At 38.8% G+C, this 17,540-nt stretch carries 22 protein-coding genes; 8 read left to right on the top strand and 14 right to left on the bottom strand.

All coding sequences use genetic code 11. The features are described 5' to 3' along the window. Positions 1–58: 58 nt before the first annotated feature. The 4 genes from AC1DSK_RS02800 to AC1DSK_RS02785 all read right to left on the bottom strand — a co-directional run bounded on the left by AC1DSK_RS02800 (position 59) and on the right by AC1DSK_RS02785 (position 2,441). Positions 59–439, bottom strand: coding sequence for an RsfA family transcription factor (locus AC1DSK_RS02800; protein WP_016427785.1), 381 nt, complete (start codon positions 437–439; stop codon positions 59–61). A gap of 429 nt (positions 440–868) precedes the next feature. Further along, positions 869–1,630 carry an enoyl-CoA hydratase/isomerase family protein gene (locus AC1DSK_RS02795; RefSeq protein ID WP_477546588.1) on the bottom strand — a complete coding sequence of 254 codons (762 nt, stop codon included), beginning with the start codon at positions 1,628–1,630 and terminating at the stop codon, positions 869–871. A gap of 82 nt (positions 1,631–1,712) precedes the next feature. Next, complete coding sequence (rpmF, locus tag AC1DSK_RS02790; RefSeq protein WP_016427787.1) at positions 1,713–1,886, bottom strand: 50S ribosomal protein L32; 174 nt, start codon at positions 1,884–1,886, stop codon at positions 1,713–1,715. A gap of 24 nt (positions 1,887–1,910) precedes the next feature. Continuing rightward, positions 1,911–2,441 (bottom strand): YceD family protein, encoded by a 531-nt coding sequence (locus AC1DSK_RS02785; protein ID WP_477546589.1) that lies wholly within the window; start codon positions 2,439–2,441, stop codon positions 1,911–1,913. 127 nt (positions 2,442–2,568) lie between these two features. On the opposite strand from AC1DSK_RS02785, the gene AC1DSK_RS02780 reads away from it, so the two are divergent. Then, on the top strand, positions 2,569–3,780 hold the full coding sequence (locus tag AC1DSK_RS02780; RefSeq protein WP_477546590.1) for a nucleotidyltransferase: 1,212 nt from the start codon (positions 2,569–2,571) through the stop codon (positions 3,778–3,780). A gap of 199 nt (positions 3,781–3,979) precedes the next feature. Here the strand turns inward: AC1DSK_RS02780 and AC1DSK_RS02775 are convergent, their stop codons facing one another. Then, positions 3,980–5,029, bottom strand: coding sequence for a SepM family pheromone-processing serine protease (locus AC1DSK_RS02775; RefSeq protein WP_477546591.1), 1,050 nt, complete (start codon positions 5,027–5,029; stop codon positions 3,980–3,982). Between the two features lie 100 nt (positions 5,030–5,129). Between AC1DSK_RS02775 and AC1DSK_RS02770 the strand changes: the two genes are divergently transcribed. Beyond that, a complete protein-coding gene (locus AC1DSK_RS02770) occupies positions 5,130–6,020 on the top strand; it encodes a hypothetical protein (protein ID WP_477546592.1) in 891 nt (296 codons plus the stop codon). A 118-nt stretch (positions 6,021–6,138) separates the two neighbouring features. Here AC1DSK_RS02770 and coaD read toward each other — a convergent pair whose 3' ends face one another. Together coaD and rsmD are read right to left on the bottom strand one after the other, a co-directional pair. Then, positions 6,139–6,624, bottom strand: a complete 486-nt coding sequence (gene coaD / locus AC1DSK_RS02765; protein WP_016427792.1) for a pantetheine-phosphate adenylyltransferase — start codon at positions 6,622–6,624, stop codon at positions 6,139–6,141. Continuing rightward, positions 6,617–7,186 carry a 16S rRNA (guanine(966)-N(2))-methyltransferase RsmD gene (gene rsmD, locus AC1DSK_RS02760; protein WP_477546593.1) on the bottom strand — a complete coding sequence of 190 codons (570 nt, stop codon included), beginning with the start codon at positions 7,184–7,186 and terminating at the stop codon, positions 6,617–6,619. Before rsmD ends, coaD begins: the two co-directional genes overlap by 8 nt. Before the next feature lie 117 nt (positions 7,187–7,303). Here rsmD and AC1DSK_RS02755 point away from each other — a divergent pair, with 117 nt between their 5' ends. Then, positions 7,304–7,693, top strand: coding sequence for a DUF7147 family protein (locus tag AC1DSK_RS02755; RefSeq protein WP_016427794.1), 390 nt, complete (start codon positions 7,304–7,306; stop codon positions 7,691–7,693). Between the two features lies 1 nt (position 7,694). On the opposite strand, the gene AC1DSK_RS02750 is transcribed toward AC1DSK_RS02755, so the two are convergent. Beyond that, a complete protein-coding gene (locus tag AC1DSK_RS02750; protein WP_016427795.1) occupies positions 7,695–7,967 on the bottom strand; it encodes a YlbG family protein in 273 nt (90 codons plus the stop codon). A gap of 130 nt (positions 7,968–8,097) precedes the next feature. Between AC1DSK_RS02750 and AC1DSK_RS02745 the strand changes: the two genes are divergently transcribed. Next, a complete protein-coding gene (locus AC1DSK_RS02745; RefSeq protein WP_477546594.1) occupies positions 8,098–9,006 on the top strand; it encodes a glycerophosphodiester phosphodiesterase family protein in 909 nt (302 codons plus the stop codon). A gap of 121 nt (positions 9,007–9,127) precedes the next feature. Here the strand turns inward: AC1DSK_RS02745 and AC1DSK_RS02740 are convergent, their stop codons facing one another. After that, on the bottom strand, positions 9,128–9,580 hold the full coding sequence (locus tag AC1DSK_RS02740) for a YlbF/YmcA family competence regulator (RefSeq protein ID WP_477546595.1): 453 nt from the start codon (positions 9,578–9,580) through the stop codon (positions 9,128–9,130). An 87-nt stretch (positions 9,581–9,667) separates the two neighbouring features. Between AC1DSK_RS02740 and AC1DSK_RS02735 the strand changes: the two genes are divergently transcribed. Next, positions 9,668–10,156, top strand: coding sequence for a PaaI family thioesterase (locus AC1DSK_RS02735; protein WP_477546596.1), 489 nt, complete (start codon positions 9,668–9,670; stop codon positions 10,154–10,156). Here AC1DSK_RS02735 and AC1DSK_RS02730 read toward each other — a convergent pair. After that, positions 10,127–11,602 (bottom strand): UDP-N-acetylmuramoyl-L-alanyl-D-glutamate--2,6-diaminopimelate ligase, encoded by a 1,476-nt coding sequence (locus AC1DSK_RS02730; RefSeq protein WP_477546597.1) that lies wholly within the window; start codon positions 11,600–11,602, stop codon positions 10,127–10,129. The genes AC1DSK_RS02735 and AC1DSK_RS02730 overlap by 30 nt on opposite strands. 112 nt (positions 11,603–11,714) lie before the next feature. Here AC1DSK_RS02730 and AC1DSK_RS02725 point away from each other — a divergent pair, with 112 nt between their 5' ends. Then, positions 11,715–12,458, top strand: a complete 744-nt coding sequence (locus tag AC1DSK_RS02725; protein WP_477546598.1) for an amino acid kinase family protein — start codon at positions 11,715–11,717, stop codon at positions 12,456–12,458. Between the two features lie 2 nt (positions 12,459–12,460). On the opposite strand, the gene AC1DSK_RS02720 is transcribed toward AC1DSK_RS02725, so the two are convergent. After that, positions 12,461–13,528, bottom strand: coding sequence for a CAP domain-containing protein (locus AC1DSK_RS02720; RefSeq protein ID WP_477546599.1), 1,068 nt, complete (start codon positions 13,526–13,528; stop codon positions 12,461–12,463). A 151-nt stretch (positions 13,529–13,679) separates the two neighbouring features. Here AC1DSK_RS02720 and AC1DSK_RS02715 point away from each other — a divergent pair, with 151 nt between their 5' ends. Beyond that, positions 13,680–14,045: a YugN family protein gene (locus AC1DSK_RS02715; protein ID WP_016427802.1), complete on the top strand. Its 366-nt coding sequence runs from the start codon at positions 13,680–13,682 to the stop codon at positions 14,043–14,045. A gap of 104 nt (positions 14,046–14,149) precedes the next feature. Continuing rightward, positions 14,150–15,208: a sporulation integral membrane protein YtvI gene (gene ytvI / locus AC1DSK_RS02710; protein WP_477546600.1), complete on the top strand. Its 1,059-nt coding sequence runs from the start codon at positions 14,150–14,152 to the stop codon at positions 15,206–15,208. Between the two features lie 284 nt (positions 15,209–15,492). On the opposite strand, the gene AC1DSK_RS02705 is transcribed toward ytvI, so the two are convergent. The 3 genes from AC1DSK_RS02705 to ctaF form a co-directional block, all read right to left on the bottom strand. Beyond that, positions 15,493–15,954 carry a DUF420 domain-containing protein gene (locus tag AC1DSK_RS02705; protein ID WP_477546601.1) on the bottom strand — a complete coding sequence of 154 codons (462 nt, stop codon included), beginning with the start codon at positions 15,952–15,954 and terminating at the stop codon, positions 15,493–15,495. A gap of 39 nt (positions 15,955–15,993) precedes the next feature. Further along, positions 15,994–16,908 carry a cytochrome c oxidase assembly factor CtaG gene (gene ctaG, locus AC1DSK_RS02700; protein WP_477546602.1) on the bottom strand — a complete coding sequence of 305 codons (915 nt, stop codon included), beginning with the start codon at positions 16,906–16,908 and terminating at the stop codon, positions 15,994–15,996. 296 nt (positions 16,909–17,204) lie between these two features. After that, positions 17,205–17,540: a cytochrome c oxidase subunit IVB gene (gene ctaF / locus AC1DSK_RS02695; protein WP_477546603.1), complete on the bottom strand. Its 336-nt coding sequence runs from the start codon at positions 17,538–17,540 to the stop codon at positions 17,205–17,207.

Genomic DNA, 17,540 nt, shown 5'->3' with positions numbered 1-17,540 from the left:
TTAAAAAGACCGCCCCTTTAAAGATACAATCTTCAAAGAAACGGTCGATATTTTATTATTAATTCTTTTGACTAATAAATGGACTTTCCAGACAAACACGCTGAATTTGCTGGACGAATGTTTTAAGTTGCGCATGTTCCTTTTGTAGCCTATCATGCGCTTCCAGCAGTTCATCATAACTGGTCATCGCTTGTTTTAAGTGTGTATGCATTGGATGTTGATATTTTTGTTTTGCATGGTTCAAGTCCTGTCCATAAGTATGTCTCAGCGTTTTATTCCACCTGAAGCCGCAAGCCTGTTTCGTACGAGATAGTTTTTCAGCAGCCACTTCAAATGCATGAATTTGCGTGCCTCCATTTTTGACTATTTCCAAAACAGTAGATGCTAATTTATGGTCATCCTCAGCAGTCCATTGATCTTTTCTTTTAACTTGAGTCATAGATTCTTCACCTCGCGTTTTTTTCTACTATATGCGCAAATAGAAAGAATAGAAGTTGAGGTTTAAAAAGTACAAAAAATGTATCTTTAAAGTAACTTTGATGATCGCAACGATACATTCAATCAATACCATTTCTCAGAGCACAACCATAATGTGAAGTTATTTAAGAACAGGCTCTGTTTTGTTTCTAGTCTTTGCGACGAAGCTAGCGCAGCGATGCAACGTACTTTTATGTTTCGAAGCTAGCGCAGCGATGCAGAAACAGAAACAGGAGCACAGGCTTTTAGGTATTTCTGCAGGAAAGAAGCGGGCCATAGGTTTTGATATGGACCGATTCTTTGCGACGAGTAACCGCAGGAGCACAGGGATTTCCCTTACTATCAACACCATCGTATAACAGAACCTATGTATAAAAATCTAAGTAATACGTTATTTTTTCCGCGATAAGAATTTTTGAACAGCCACGTGATGCTCCTCCGCTTCCCAAAGTAGTGAACAGTTTTTAACTTCTTCATTAATTTGGCTCAGTAGATTTTGACCAATCCATTTACGGATTAACATTTGTTTATAAGCACGGTGAACAGAAGCATCTACTTTTTTCATCTCGGATAGAAAACTCTCCATAGCTTGTTCCTTATCACCTTCATAAACTTGTGTAGCCCACCCCTTAGCAAGTAACACAGCTGCTGAGTAAGGTTTTGATTCACACAGCATATGCATAGCTACATCTTGTCTTGCTAATTTTTCAAATAAATAGGTTCCTCCGCCCCAGCCGCTTGTAATAGCTAGAGAGCCTTGAATAAACCCTGCTTTGGCTTTTGATGAGATTAGCCGGAAATCACATGCGGTAGCAATCTCGCAACCACCTCCTACAGCGTGCCCATTGACAAGTGCGATGACAGGCACAGGAAGAGTGGCAACTCGATAAAGAACATTAGCCATCCGATCAAGCATTGGAAAGGCTTCTTGCGCTGTCTGGAGACCGTGAAAGATGGATAAATCTCCACCAGAACAAAACGCTTCATCCCCTTCACCGGTAATAACGACAAATTGTATAGTTGAATCATTATGTACATTTGAAACTAGTTTCTCAAGACCATCTATGACTTCATGATTGATTGCATTTCGAATTTCCGGGCGTTTAATAGTAAAACGTAGAATATTATCTTCTCGATTAATTGCAAATGTCATGTGAGCTCCTCCTTGAAAATAGAGAAAAAGGCCACCGGAGAGCCATGGTCTCTCTGGTAGCCTTTATAGAACAAATACTGAATTATTTGCTCAATACTTCTTTCCCTTTGTATTGTCCGCATGATTTACAAACATGGTGAGCCAATTTTGATTCACCACAGTTTGGGCAAGCTACCATTCCTGGTAGAGATAATTTGAAATGCGTACGACGTTTTCTTTTTACTGTTTTAGAAGTCTTTCTAAACGGTACAGCCATTGGTGGCACCTCCTTACAGATCGTTTATTCGTCTGTTTGATCAAAATACTTTGCTAAATCAGCAAGTCTAGGATCCGATTTTTTAGGTTCATTCTCTTCTTTAGCAGACAATTCCTCATCAGTTAAGTATGACCAGCTTTTTCCGCCCGGGATTGGTTGATGCTCTGCATCTTCCTTAAACACTTGCATCGGAATTTCGACAAGAATCAATTCTTCAAATACAGGGTCGACATTAACAACATCGCCTTCTACATAATGAATTTCTCCATCGTCTTCCTTATGTGCTTCCGACCAGCTGAAAATCTCATCTGTTTGAATATCAAACGGATACTCAACATCTTCCCACGTGCGAGCACATGGTAAGGTAAGGGTGCCTGTCAGTTGAAAATGACAAGTCATTTGCGCTGCACCAAATGTGCAGTGCCCTTTTACATGAACGGGTGAAATTTTCCGGATGTCCGGGTTACGTTCCATCACTTCATCCAATTGAATCGTTTCATCAATTGGCATCCCGTCATGGCGATATTTAGATAGTTGATGAATTGCCCATTTCATTCGTTTATCACCTCAAGACAACAAAGTTGATTATATAATGCAGAAAATTGGATGTCAAGATAATTTCTTGTCACTCCTTTTTTTGACCCGTATAATCTAGAGTAAATGATATAAGGGGGTCACAAGCTTGAAAGCAACTGGTGTAGTCGTCGAACATAATCCGTTTCATAACGGACACTTCTATCATATCAAAGAATCTCGCAAGAAGACAGCCGCAGATATTATTATTGCTGTTATGAGCGGGAATTTTTTGCAACGAGGAGAACCTGCCCTGGTGGATAAATGGTCCAGGACAGAAATGGCTCTGAAAGCTGGCGTAGATATCGTAATCGAGCTCCCATACGTTTTTGCGACTGCACAAGCCAGTGACTTTGCACGTGGATCAATTACACTGCTGGAAGCCCTTGAATGCGAAGCATTTTGTTTTGGAAGCGAGGAAGGGACAATTGAGCCTTTTACACGCTCATATGATGTCCTTACTACACAACAAGAGGCTTACCAAAATTTGATTAAACAATACATGCAACTTGGTTTAAGTTATCCAAAAGCATTAAACGAAGCTTATTCAGACATCACAACACACTTAAACTTGCCATTAGTTGACTTATCAAAACCAAATAATATTCTCGGTTATCACTATATTGAAGCAGCCTGTCAGATGCAGGCACATATCAAGCCTGTAACCATTCAACGAATCGTGGCGAATTATCATGATGATGTTGATCAAGACCAATCCATTGCAAGCGCTACAGGTATCCGTAAAGCTCTATTCGACGATGGCTCGATTGAAGCATTGGAAAAATTCATGCCACACTCCTCATTGGAACAACTATTGAAGTGGAAAGACTCTATAGGGGTATTTGGCAGTTGGCAACAGTTCTGGCCCCTTCTTCGGCATACGATTATCCGTTCCTCAACAAAAAACCTTGCTTCATATGCTGAAGTAACAGAAGGTATCGAGCATCTAATTCATGAAGCGGCAAGAGACTGCGAAACATTTGAAGATTTTATGGGCCGTGTAAAATCAAAGCGTTATACGTGGACACGCATACAACGAATGCTTACTCATATTTATACAGGCTTTACGTGGGAATCATTGAAAGAACATCAGAAGCCTACTTATTTACGGGTTCTTGGCATGACTCAAAATGGACAAAAGTATTTGAGTGAAAAGAAAAAGAATCTTTCATTGCCACTCGTCAGTCGAGTTGCTGCAACAAAAGATTCTTTATTGGATTTAGACATTCATGCATCTGATTTATATCAATTGGGATTGCAATCACCAAAAATCAAACAACCAGTTGGAATGGATTATCGCAAACCACCGATTATATTATAGTTTATTAATTTTCATAAACATTCGCAATTTATAACCGGGTGCGTTGGGCTTTACCCAACTGCACCATAGCCCTACGAAAAAAACTTGGTGAAGTGACTTTGTCACTTTACCAAGTTTTTAATTGTTCGGTTATGGTATTGCTATGTGCAGACTTATAGAGCAGTTGGAACCTATTCAACTTCACATTAGTGGAACTAGATTACTTTTTCTGTTCTAGCTTATCTAAATAAGCGAGTGCATCATCAACTGTTTTCACAGGCACGATTTTCATCGTCGAGCCTATTTTTTCTGCTGATTCTTTTGCATCCAAATAATTTGATCTCAGTGTAGGATTATTTTTCAATACTTCCTCTGGTAACTCATCGTCAGGTGCAAAGAAAATCTCGATATCTTCTTTATCGGCAGCAATGACTTTCAAGTCAATTCCACCGATCCGTCCCACCTCACCATTTTCCTGCATGGTTCCAGTTCCCGCGACTTTATAACCTTTTGTTAAATCCTCATCCAGTAACTGGTTCAAAATTTCCAATGTAAACATTAGTCCTGCAGATGGTCCTCCGATTTCGTCTGCCTTAATATTTACTTTCGGTGTGGTCGTGATTTCTTTATCATCAGTAAAAGTGATTCCTAAACCAGCTCGACTCTCATCAGTAGGAATCGGCTTCAATTCAACTTCAACTGAATCTTTTTCTCCGTCACGTTCAATATGCAGTGTGACAATATCGCCTAATTTTTTCTGTTTTAAATAATCGATAATCCCTTGTTGATTATCACTCTTGACGTCATCGATTTGCATGATTCGATCTCCCGGACTAAGTAAGCCGTCAGCCGCACCTTTCGGCAAGACATTTAAAACAAAGACACCTTTGGTTGTAATTTCATAAGGTTTACCGGCTTTTTTGAATGCCACTTCTATCGCATTAAATTGTGACTGCGACATAAGATGGAGTTGACGAACATTATATTCTTCGTCATCCTCGTCAGGATTTCTAACTTGATTGGTTTGTAATATCTCTTGTTGGTCGGACACTTTCGCCCATGCATAAGTAAGAGGCGTTGCTTTAGATAAAGCGATGGTCATTAAACTCATCGACCCAGTATCATCCTTATCTCCACCTTCTACATTTACAAGCGGTTCAAGAGGATACGCCCCTCCGGGTTTTGTGATGTAAGCATCGACGGGATAAACTGTCCCGCATATAAGTAAAATACAAACGATGAAAAAGCCAATTGTACTTTTCTTTGGCATGTACCCTCACCTCCATGATGACAAGCTTTCTTTTTGCATATACATAGTGTAGCACTTTCACTTTACTTCTGACAAAACGGTTGAAACGGGGAAATTTCACATGCTACATAAGACCAATTTATTCATTTGTTGGTTTCTCATGATTTTGTTTATCTTCATGCCTGGGATAGCTCATCAAGGTTCACAGCTCGGACTTCAGGTTTTTCTTAAACGTCTTTTACCATATTTATTACCTTACTTAGTCGTTTCTCAATGGCTACTGTATGAACTCTACAAAAAAAATAAATGGCAATCCCACGTTGGCAACAGCATCAAAGTATATGCGATAGGAGCGTTTGGTGGATTCCCTACCGGTGCGGCAACCATTTCGACCTTGTCGCAGGCAAGCATGATCAGTAAGCGTCATGCAAGTCACTTACTTGGAATTTGCCATGCGCCAAGCCCGATGTTTGTGGTAGGCGTGGTTGGGAGTCAATTTCTGTTATCCGCCAACACAGGTATTCTATTAATGGTACTTTTACATACGATCAATTTGTTATTTTTAGTTTTCCTTCATTTATTCATTCCACTTCCAAGCATCTCAAAAAATGATAACATAGCCAAACCAGTTACTTCCCCTTTAAGCGAAGGGATTCACCAAGCTGCCTCCATTTTGCTTTTGGTAGCTACTACGGTAGTCTTCTTCACTACTATCAGTACAGTTATCAGGGAAATCATGGGGGTCGTGTTTAATGGTATCCCTCATCAGGTAACAGTTTTTATTTATTCACTATTTGAGATGACTGCAGGGCTCGAAGTTGCACATCAATTATTTAATATGGCACCCTTTTTTCCTCTTCTGGCAGTAATCATTCTATCTTTCAATGGTTTAAGCATACATATGCAAATCATGGTGTTGGCGAAATCAGCCAAACTATCGTTAAGACCTTATGTCGTATATCGACTGATTCATTTTCTTCTATTTGTTGGGTGTTGTTATTTAATACTTTAAAAGAGAGGGCATTGGATGCAGATGCTCAAGTAAGCTTTCTCCTGAAATCTAAGCTTTATTGAAAAAAGGTGCTTGCAACAGGACATATGAAAAGAATCACGCAAAATCATTGCGTGATTCATTCTAATCCAAATTTCATTTTCAAGGCTTCTTCTACAGGTTTAGGTACCAATTCAGAAATATCGCCACCATATTTCGCCACTTCTTTAACAATGCTCGAACTTAAAAATGAATATTGATTATTCGTCATAATGAAAAATGTTTCGATATTGTCATTTAATACACGGTTCATGGACGTAATCTGCATTTCGTATTCGAAATCGGATACCGCCCTTAATCCACGTACAATGGCATGTGCATTGACACTTTTAGCGTACTCGACAAGTAAGCCAGAAAAAGAATCCACACGGACATTAGGCAAAGTTGCTGTCACTTCACTAATTAATGCCATACGTTCTTCAATCGTAAAAAGTGGTTTTTTAGAGGAGTTATTCAATACGACCACGTGTATTTCGTCAAATACGGAAGCACCTCGTTTGATGATATCTAAATGACCGAATGTAACAGGATCAAAACTCCCTGGTACGACTGCAATTTTAGTCATGGTGTTTTCCTTCTTCCTGTCGATAAATCGAAATGATGGTACTTCCATAAAGTTCTTGTCTTGTTAGAGTAAATGACCCATATGTATTTGGCAAATCTACACCTTTTTCGTGTTCACACAAAATGATTGCATCATCAGTCAATAAGTTTTTTTCCACAAACTGCTCAATCAATTCATAATAGCCAACTTTTTGATAGGGTGGATCTAAAAACAACAAATCCACTCGTACCTGTCTTTTCTCCAATGCTTTAATTGCACGTGTAGCATCTGCTTTGTATACTTCCGAGCGATTATCTAGTTTGCATTTCTTTAGATTCTCATGAATCGTTTGTATCGCACGCGGATCTTTTTCGATAAAAATGCACGTGTCTATGCCCCGACTGAGCGATTCGATACCGAGCCCCCCACTTCCTGCGAATAAATCCACAGCAAGCCCTCCTTCAAAATATGGACCGATCATATTGAAAATTGATTCTTTCACTTTATCAGTTGTTGGTCGTGTACCCGCACCAGGCACCGCTTTTAATGGGAGTCCTTTTTGTTCTCCGGAAATTACTCTCATGACGTTCCTCCTTGTCCGATTCATCGGTTATTGAAAAGCCATTTCTGACTTTATTTTCATATGCTTCATGGTACAAGCCATGATAAGATGGCTATTGAAAGGATGTGTTATTTTCTCATGATTCAACGCTTTATTGAACTAGGAGAAGGTTATAGCGATATTTATGAATGGATTGAATTATTAAAAACAAACGAGCACCGTTTTCATCGTGTATGTATTTTGACATCCGTATCGAAAGACGTCAAAAAATTGAGCATCGCTCTTATATTAAAACCTGTAGATGATAGTAAATTCACGCCGATTTACTTCTGTCGCGAAGGGATTGAATACTCGGAAGAAAAACCGAGCAAACGCATCCAACTAATTGAAAAAACGCTGCAGGAAAGAAATTATTCCCCACACCGTCTCGAAGTTAAGCATTCATCTTATTTTGCTGAGCCCGCTTTGTACCATCAATATTTAATCGGGTTGTTTAGATTGCATCACATTTTGCCGCCATTAAGCTAAGTTATAAGCCCGTTTTATAGTCATATTCTTTTGCTTTGTCCGGTTTAGAATTTTCATATTCAGTTTTGACAAACGGACGGTAGGAAGGACTGACTTCTTTTACAAACGGGAGTTTTTGTAATTTCGTTGAAATCGCTTCAATTTGATCGAGGTCGCAATACATTACGACATACTTTAATTTTCGGGAAATATATTGAACATGTCCATATTTCCTCAGCGACTTCGCTTGTTTTAAATGATGTACATATACAATTAATCCTTGTCGTTCATTCATGCGAGTTCCCTCTTTTCTTACTTAAAAGAATACCATATGAAAGAAAACGTTCGCAACCGCTTGAAGCTGACAGTTTGCTATACTTTCCTTTATAATGGGGAAAGCAAGTTTGCATGAGGAGGAATTAGACATGGGAAAGAAAACGAAAGTAGCATTCGCAATCGCCGCAGCTGGTGCTGCTGCCTGGGCAGGCTCTAAAGCCATCTCAAAACCTCAAAAACGCCCTGATAAAGAAGCACTTCAATATGAACATCCGATTATCTTAGCTCATCGTGGAGGTTCTCTGATTGCTCCAGAAAACTCCATGATAGCTTTCAAAAAAGCAGCTGAACTTGGAGTTCATGGATTTGAAATCGATATTCGCTTGACAAAAGATGAAGAAATCGTGGTTTTCCATGACGAATATGTAGATCGTACCACTGACGGTGCAGGACGTGTTGCAGATATGACACTTTCTGAACTTAAGGCTTTTGATCTGGGTTATCAGTTTATTAATGAGCAGCAAGAATATGAATATCGTGGACAAGGCTTAACTGCTATCACGCTACATGAGCTATTTGAAGCATTCCCACAAATGTTGATTAACATCGATATGAAGGATTCTCCTGAAACGTATGAAGGTAGCTTGATTCCTTCAAAATTATGGCGTTTGATAGAAGAACTTGGTGCTCAAAACCGTGTGGTTGTCACGAGCTTCCATGACGAGCAAATCGATCGTTTCAACTTGTATGCTCAAAATTCGGTGGCACTTGGTGCGGGAGAAAACGAAGTGCGTAAAGCGTATTCTGCCTACACAAGTCAGTTCGGACATTTGTATCATCCTCGTGTAGACGTCTTTCAAATTCCAGTGAAATCCGGTGTTTTCCCACTTGATGGAGAAGGGTTTATCAACTTTCTGAGTAAACTGAATGTTCCCGTTCACTACTGGACAATCAATGATCCTCAAGTAATGCAGCGTTTGTTGCAATCAGGTGCAAAAGGAATTGTTACAGATCGTCCAGATTTAGCCGTTGCGTTACTGGCTGAACATATTGCATAAGAAAATGTGTATAAGCTAAAACTTTCTTTAAGAATAAGAAAAAGGATGTGCACATTAAGCGCACATCCTTTTGTTATGTCCGGCTCAAGAGCAGTTACGCACCCAAGCTACAATCTTTTATTTAAGCTGAACAGCCACAAGAACCACCAGTTCCACAGCTTCCTGTACTACAAGAAGAGGCAGCAGAAGCGAAGAACGGATTGCTGACAGGGACCTTGACAGATTCAGATACAGTTTTTCCTATTAATAAGCTGACTTCATCCAACAAATCTTGCAATTCGTTTTCAGCCAGTCTTAAACTAGCGACACGTTCATTCATATCAAGTGCGCGTTTTTGTACTCGAATAGACTTCATCACGTGTTGATAGTCCGGATGATACTTTCCGAAGCGTTGAACATCTTCATATTGCTCTTTTAAACGAGAAAAAGAAGCAATCTGTCTATTTAATAATTCGTCTGTATAAACGGCGAAATATGCTTCTTTGAAGCGTTCTACTTGCTCGGAGGATAAAATCATCTGTGTTAAACTATCTCCTTCATCCATGATGTTTGCCCATTCTGATGTCATCATCATCGGACATTCCTCCAATCTATTTTAATCATAACAGATTGGACTCATAAAATAAAAGACCTGCATTTGCTAAAAGTTAGGAGAAACAACATGAAAAAATCAGTACATAATCAACTCGAAAACATATTAATTAATGCATCAGCCGAAGATATCTCAACTTTATCAAAATGGTTGGAAGGCTTTGAGAAGAAACAAAGTGGTGATCTTTCCACTTATTTAGGCGCCACTTTGCATATGGAGAAGAAATTAAGCGATGATTCTTGCACGATATCCATCCCAATAACTCCTTATATTCATAACACTCTTCATATCCCTCACGGTGGTATTCTGGCCGTTATGCTTGATACCGCGATGGGTGTCCTCGCAAATCATTCACTATCTGAAGAATTTGCCGCTGTAACCATGAACTTATCCATTAACTATTTGGCGACGGCCACGGAAGGTCATTTACATGCACATGCTACTTTTTCACATAAAGGACGCCAGACGATGGTGGTTACCGGTGAAATTACGGACGACAATGGCAAGAAGCTTGCGATTGGCAATGGATCATTTTTCGTGGTTCCCCGCCATCGGTAACGTCGATAATATTAGCAGAACGGTTTGTTCGTCTGAAAAAGGGATAACTTGATCGCCAATATGCTGAGTGGACTCATGACCCTTCCCTGCTATACAGAGTAAATCTCCAGGTTTGCAATACCGAAGCGCTTGTTGAATCGCAGCTGCTCGATCGACTTCGATATGGATTTTGGAAGTCTCCGGCAAATTTCCAACGATTTGCTGGCAGATTTTCAGAGGATCCTCTAATCGGGGGTTATCTGATGTCACCCACATGCTATGTGAGTAAAATGCTGCAATCTCTCCCATAGCACTTCGCTTCGCTTGGTCGCGATTTCCTCCGCATCCGAATACAACAAGTAATCGTCCTTCAGTAATTCTTGATGCTGAAGAAAGTAGATGTTGCAGAGCTTCTGGTGTATGCGCATAATCTATGACTACTTGAAAAGGTTTTTTTAAGATGAATTGAAATCTTCCAGGGGGTAAAGTAATGTTGGGGAGCAGCGGAATAATTGATGACATCGGAATATCCAATTGACGTATAGTCGCAATTGCAGCCGCTATATTTGAGATATTATAGAGTCCCGTAAAACCAACTTCCACGTCATAGCCATCACAATCTCCTTCATCGAATATTGTCACAATCGTTGATACTGGTTTTATTTCTTTCAGCTGAATGTATTCTTCGCCAAACCAATTCAGTTCTTTCGTGCATTCTTTTCCTTTTTCCAACCAAAAAGAATCGTCTTTATTCACAACAACTTTTCGGCTTATATCCATTAATTTGCATTTTGCTTTTTTATAGGACTCAATGCCTTCATGATCTTCAAGATGATCATGTCCTAGATTTAGAAATACCCCTTGTTGGATTGAACAATGGTCCAGTCGGTGCTGTGCTAATCCCATCGATGAAGCTTCAATGATGACATGTGTAATGTTCATTTTTAATAGTCGGGCAAAGGTTTGATGGAGATGTGAAGCAGACCATGTAGTGAGTGATGGAAAATTCTCATCAACTTTTTTTCCATTTATAAAAAGTCCTAATGTACCGATTACTGCTGTTTGATAGCCAAGCATCGTGAGCATTTGACCTAACATATGACTTACCGTTGTCTTGCCATTGGTTCCAGTCACCGCCACCACGTGCAATTGTTTTGATGGATCCCCATGAACACGGGCACAAGCATGAGAAAGAAAGGTCCTAGTGTTTGGCACGATGCCAAACGCCACCTCTCTACACATTTTTTCATGTTCTCGATCTTCCGCAATAATACAGACCGCCCCGTTTTCGATTGCCTCATTTATATAAGTAGCACCATTGGCATTTTTCCCTTTAATAACTACAAAGACATCACCGGCTTGAATTTCCTTGGAATTTTCTTTGACCCCACATATGATTTCATTAAAGGATCCGTGTAACCACGCACACGGCCAGTCTTTTAATAAATCGGCAATGACCAAAGTCATTGTACCCCTCCTACACAAAATGAAATTGACCGAATACATTACAGTCAAGGTACGTTCATCGTATGTAAGCATGCGGGAAAATGTCACTCATGATTAATAAGGAGCGGGTTTGATGATTGTGCAAAAATTCGGAGGCATAGCGGTGAGAGATGCCGCATCGCGGGCAGTATGTATTCAACATATTAAAGAAGGTTTAGCCAAATATAAATCGGTTCTGGTGGTTGTTTCAGCAATGGGGCGTCATGGGGATCCTTATTCCACCGATACACTGATTCGAATAACGGACGCATTTCAAATTGCACCAGAATCAAAAGATGTTGCCGCTATTTGCGGAGAGCTCCTGGCCTCTTCCGTTCTATCAGCAGAATGTTTAAAGCAACAGATTCCGTGTCAATTAGCGTATGGCGTACAGGCTGGTATCTACACGGATGACCATTTTGGAGATGCTTCAATTATTAAAACATCTAAAAAAGTAATTAAAGAATTGCTCCAACATGTACCATGTGTAATTGTACCAGGGTTTCAAGGAATTACGACAGATCTTCGCTTTACGACACTTGGACGCGGTGGCAGTGATTTAACTGCAATCGTGATGGCCAATTTATTCGATGCCGAGGCGGTTGAATTTTATAAAGATGTACCAGGTGTCATGTCCGGTGATCCAAAAAACTCGGAAAATGTATATAAATTACCGAAGGTTTCGTATGAAAAGCTTCAGCAGCTTTGTGAAACTGAGACACACCCACTGATACAAAAAAAAGCAGTGGACATGGCGGCTAAGCACCAAATTCCACTGCATATTCGTCCTTTCGGTTCTTCAGAAGAAGGAACATGGATAAACTCCGCTGCTCATTGACCTTATCTGACATTCATCTCGCGTTTTACAAAGTTTTGCGTATAATATTTGCCAAATGTTCCTACGCCCAGGTGGGTAAAATCTTCTTTTAGCAAAACTTCTCTATGATCTGAAGAATTTAACCAACCATTTACAACTTCTGCTGCATCATAATAATTTGCTGCAAGGTTTTCAGCTGCACTGTCATAAACAATAAGCGACTCTTCCAAACGGTTTTCCAAATCTCCAAAATCCGGTGACTCATGAGAAAAATAATTTTGCATCGCCATATCTTCACTATGTTTGCTTGCAACAAGTCCAAGAGCGTCATCTTCAATAACTGTATTAACGGAATGACGTGAACGATACACGTTCGTCAATTCAAATATTTGGCGTTCATTTGATGCATCAATAGATTTTTGTAATGTCGTTGAAGGTACTTTAGGTGCTAAGTAGTCACCTTTGTAACTCATTTCATAAGGCTGATGGAGCACAAGTGTCATTGGATCAGTAAAACGAATGGCTTCCACTTCTTGGTCTTCTTCATCCATATAAATTTGGGCAAAAAGCCCATCGAATTTAATTAATAATCGGTTCGTCATATCTTCGTCGTTGATGGTGAATGTATAAACATTCGAATCGATTTGCACGGTTATTTCCGACTCGATTATAGTAAAGCGGTATAAATCATCAATGGATTGCCCAACTTGATAGGGTGAGGCATCGAGGCTTTCTCCTGCAATATATAATTGAGTTATGGTGTCCCCGTTAACGCCTACCATCATATAAGAATCGAGTGACCTATTGTACACCCACCATTCATATCCGAAAGCTGAAGGCTCGATTCTGTTAGGTTCCCCAAATGATTCCACCATTTTTTTAGTATGTTGTCCAATAAGCGTAGATAGTCCTTTTTCTGGTCTTGGGACTGAGTCTTCCCCAGATGGGGGTAATAAGTTTTCCTGTGGCAAAGCTTGCCCTGTAGGACCAGGTGCTTCCAATAAATCATTTTCCTGAACAGTTTGGTCGGAATAAAAAATGACAGTCATGATAATAGCTAATAAAATTAAGATTCTAACCAATACTTTCAATAAGACAACTCCTCATAAGGAAAATGATGAGTCTATTATATCAGTGTAAAGCGTATTGACACAATGTTGTCATTGCAACAGATGCAAAATTGCACTATTATAAAATGGAACGCGTTACTTAGGGTAAAGCATGTATAAGGAGGACGATTTTATGTATTTTGAAAACACAGGTATTGAAAATACAGCAGCTGATTTACAATTATTAGATGATATTATGTTAAACCACGGTCTTGTACGTGAAGGTCAATGGGATTACGAACGTGTAACGTATGACAAAAAATACGAAATTAAAGAAGGCACATTCTATTTACGTATTTTCGGCTTCACAAAAGATGGCGATGTTGGCGCTCACGATGCAATCATTACCTTGATGAAACCAGTTGTAGGTAAACATTATTTCCCTCATGGTGTTGAATATGGAGACCAAGAAGTCTTCCCGGCACATTTGGTTAAATCATGTCAGCAAACATTGGCTGCTGTTAAAGCAGATATAAATGCATTTGAAATTCGCGCATAATGGAAACGCCGAGGAATAATATTCCTTCGGCGTTTTTTCAATTGCTTTTCAAATGTGACAATGTTGTCTATACTTATACAATATGGAAAAATGAGGTGCTGCTGATGCCAAAGTGGATTACCAAGAAATTTTTAATAATAGCTTTATTGATTGTATTGCTCATCCTTTTTTTAACCTTTGTACTCCCTCTCGCAGTTCCAATTCTTTTAGCTTTACTTACTGCTTTTTTCCTTGAACCAGTGGTTAGATGGTGTAAAGAAAAGTTTAAATGGAATCGAAAAACTGCCGTTATTACCGTTTTTATATTTTTTTTATTACTCATTACCGCGACCTTATATTTCACTATCACCCAATTAGTTGGTCAGATTATTCAATTGACTAAAATTGCACCCAATTATTTTAATACACTGTCATTGTCATGGATGAATGTCCAAAGCAAATTGTTCAGTTTTACGCAAGGCATGCCCATTGAAGTGGTAACTTCGATTAAAAATGAGTTAGATGAGTTTTTAAACACTATGCAAAAAGCCATTTTGGGGATTGTAAGCTACAATAGTATCAGCAAACTACTGACAGGCATACCAAATTTTTTAGTCAGTTTTATCGTTTACATTATCACGTTATTCCTGTTTATGTTGGACTTAACAGAACTGAAGAAAATGGTATTTCGTCATCTGACGCCTGCAACTGCTGAAAAAGTTCGTTTTATGACTTCCCGATTAAATTCTGTCATTTTTGGTTTTTTGAAAGCCCAATTGCTTGCCAGTTTATTTATTTTAGTAGGAAGCTTTATTGGATTATTATTCATTGCCCCAGAATATGCAATTATAATGTCTATAGTTATTTGGATTATCGATATTATTCCTATACTAGGTTCGATTGCCATTGTCGGACCATGGTCATTGTACCAATTCCTCATTGGTGACATTGCCATGGGAACAAAACTTGCCATACTGGCGTTAGTGTTGCTGGTCATTCGACGTGCTGTAGAACCTAAATTAATGGGATCTCAGATTGGTTTATCTCCTCTTGCCACATTAATTGCCATGTTTATCGGATTACAAATTTTCGGTTTCCTCGGATTAATCATCGGTCCATTTGTCGTCATCATTTTTACTACAGCAAAAGAAGCCGGTATTATCAAAACCAATTTCAAACTATAAAAAATGCCAATTACCTCAATAACAAGGTGATTGGCATTTTTTTATTATCTTTGATTTTTATAAAACGTTCTTAGCGTTCTTAGCCTTCGTTCCATTTTCCTCGCTGCGGGGTCTTGACAGCACGTTTTTCCACAGGAAAGATTAGGGCCAAAAGTTGTTTGGCGCTAATCTTTGCGACGAGTAACCGCAGGAGCAGTTCTAATCTTTGCGACGAGTAACCGCAGGAGCAGATGTTTTTAGCAGATTCTTCTACTACCAACAACATTGTTTAACAGGGTCTTTAATTAAAATCCTAATATCGCTTTAAAAACAGAAGTGGTTTCTCCACCTTCATAGATGATATAAAGCAATAAGTAGACCATTACGCCAGTAATGGCAGTGAAAAACCAAATTATACTTGTAATTGGTCCTAGTTTGCGGTGTCTTTTCAAATTGTCTTTATAGCCAGACCAAATGGTAAAGATACCAAATACCGCACCTGTCGTAGCCAATATAATATGAAAGACTAAAAAAGTAGTATAAAAGATTTTATATTCATCGGGTCCGCCAAAAGCTGTGTTTCCGATAAACAATGTTCGTGAAACATAAATAATAAAGAATGTCAGTGCTGCAATTGCAGCTGCAAACATGGTTTTCTTATGTGCTTCAATTTTTCTTTGTTTTATTAAAGCCCAACCAATCGCAACAAGGACGGCGCTTAACACAATAAAAAACGTACTAATAGTCGGCAATACAAGTGGATTCATCTCTTTTTCTCCTAACACTCACCAATTTATGAAGGTTGATTATTTGTTTGCTGCATATGCTTGTCGATCTTGTAATGCCTGTTGGGTAATTTCTTCTGCATTATCTTGTTCTGAACGATACCATTGGAAGAACACGATAGCCAATATGACTCCATAAATGATTTCTTGAATAATTTTCATAATGACACCACCTAATTGCTGGTCCTCCATTACTGGCATATTCGTAAACAGTTCTGGACCGGACAAAGTTAATCCGGACAATGTAGATGTAGGCACACAGAGTTCCATAGCTTTTAACCAAGCGTCACCATTTGAATAAGTCGCATACATTGGCTGACTTGCAAAGATAATCAGTGCACAGGCAGGCGTAATCAAAATGGCGCTCCCAATAATATAACCAATTTTACTTAATCCGTGTACTTGGTGTTCACCTTTTAATTTATTCATGATTGGCCACCAAAGAAATACGGCAGATATGAACAAAAAGAGATTGAATACAGAATGGTAAAGCTCGTTTTGTTTAATATTATCCAAAATAAGTGGGATATGATATATAGAGAACAAGCCACTGAACACGATTAAAGCCAACAAAGGTTTGGTAAGGAATCTGAAGATGGGTTTAATAAATCGATTGTTGATGATTTTATGCCATACCCATGTTGGAATCCCAACGATTAGCAATGGCGGAACTAACATTAACAATAAAGCCATTTGCGTCATGTGCATCGAAAATAAAATATGACTCAATAAATCAACAGGTGATCCTTTCACTACGTAAAGCAAAAGCATGGCACTGACAAAAGCTGTAATTTCTTTTTTAGTTACAGGTTGAGTCTCTTCAAACCAATGCTGTTTTTTTGAAGTTATATAAAAATAAAGCCCTATAACTACTAGCGTCAATAATAGGAAAAACGGACTCCATAACGCTTGAAATCCAAATATACTTAAAGGCATCGTTACTCGCTCCTTTTTTCTTCAGTACCCCCATTATAAATCCCATCTGCCATAACATCAATGAACGAACTATGAACAATGCGATTAAATAGACTGAAATAGAGTAGAAATCGGTTCACTTCGAAATCTATCTCGTAATTCTACTTATAAATAGGCTTAAATAAATTTTGATTTTGTAAAACAATTACATGGATTTTCTAAAATTTGTAAACACTCTGATTAGAATCTGCGACAAAAAATTGCCATAAAAAAAAGCAAGCAAGGAAAAACAAAACTTTCCTTGCTCGCTTCGATCGTTAATTCCACCAAATAAGTGTAACAAATGTCAATACGGTAATGAAACCTACAATTACCCCACTGTATAAAAACATGGATGCAGTTTCATGACCTTTATGGCTCATATGCATGAAGTAATACAATTGTAAAACAACCTGAATCGCTGCCAATAACAAAATGATTGGTGCAACTAAATTTGGAGAGAAATCAGCATAGACTGCCGTGAATGCGATCAAAGTTAAGAAAATCATAATCGCAAACGTTGTCAATTGTCCACGCATCTCATTTGCAGAACGTCGACGTTTATACTCATATTCGGTTTGAGATTTTACATGATTGTGTACATCGTGTGCCAT

The organism is Paenisporosarcina sp. P4_B8, from assembly GCF_056402175.1.
The sequence above is the reverse complement of the archived record's forward strand: the minus strand, read 5'-3'. Positions and strand labels throughout refer to the sequence as shown.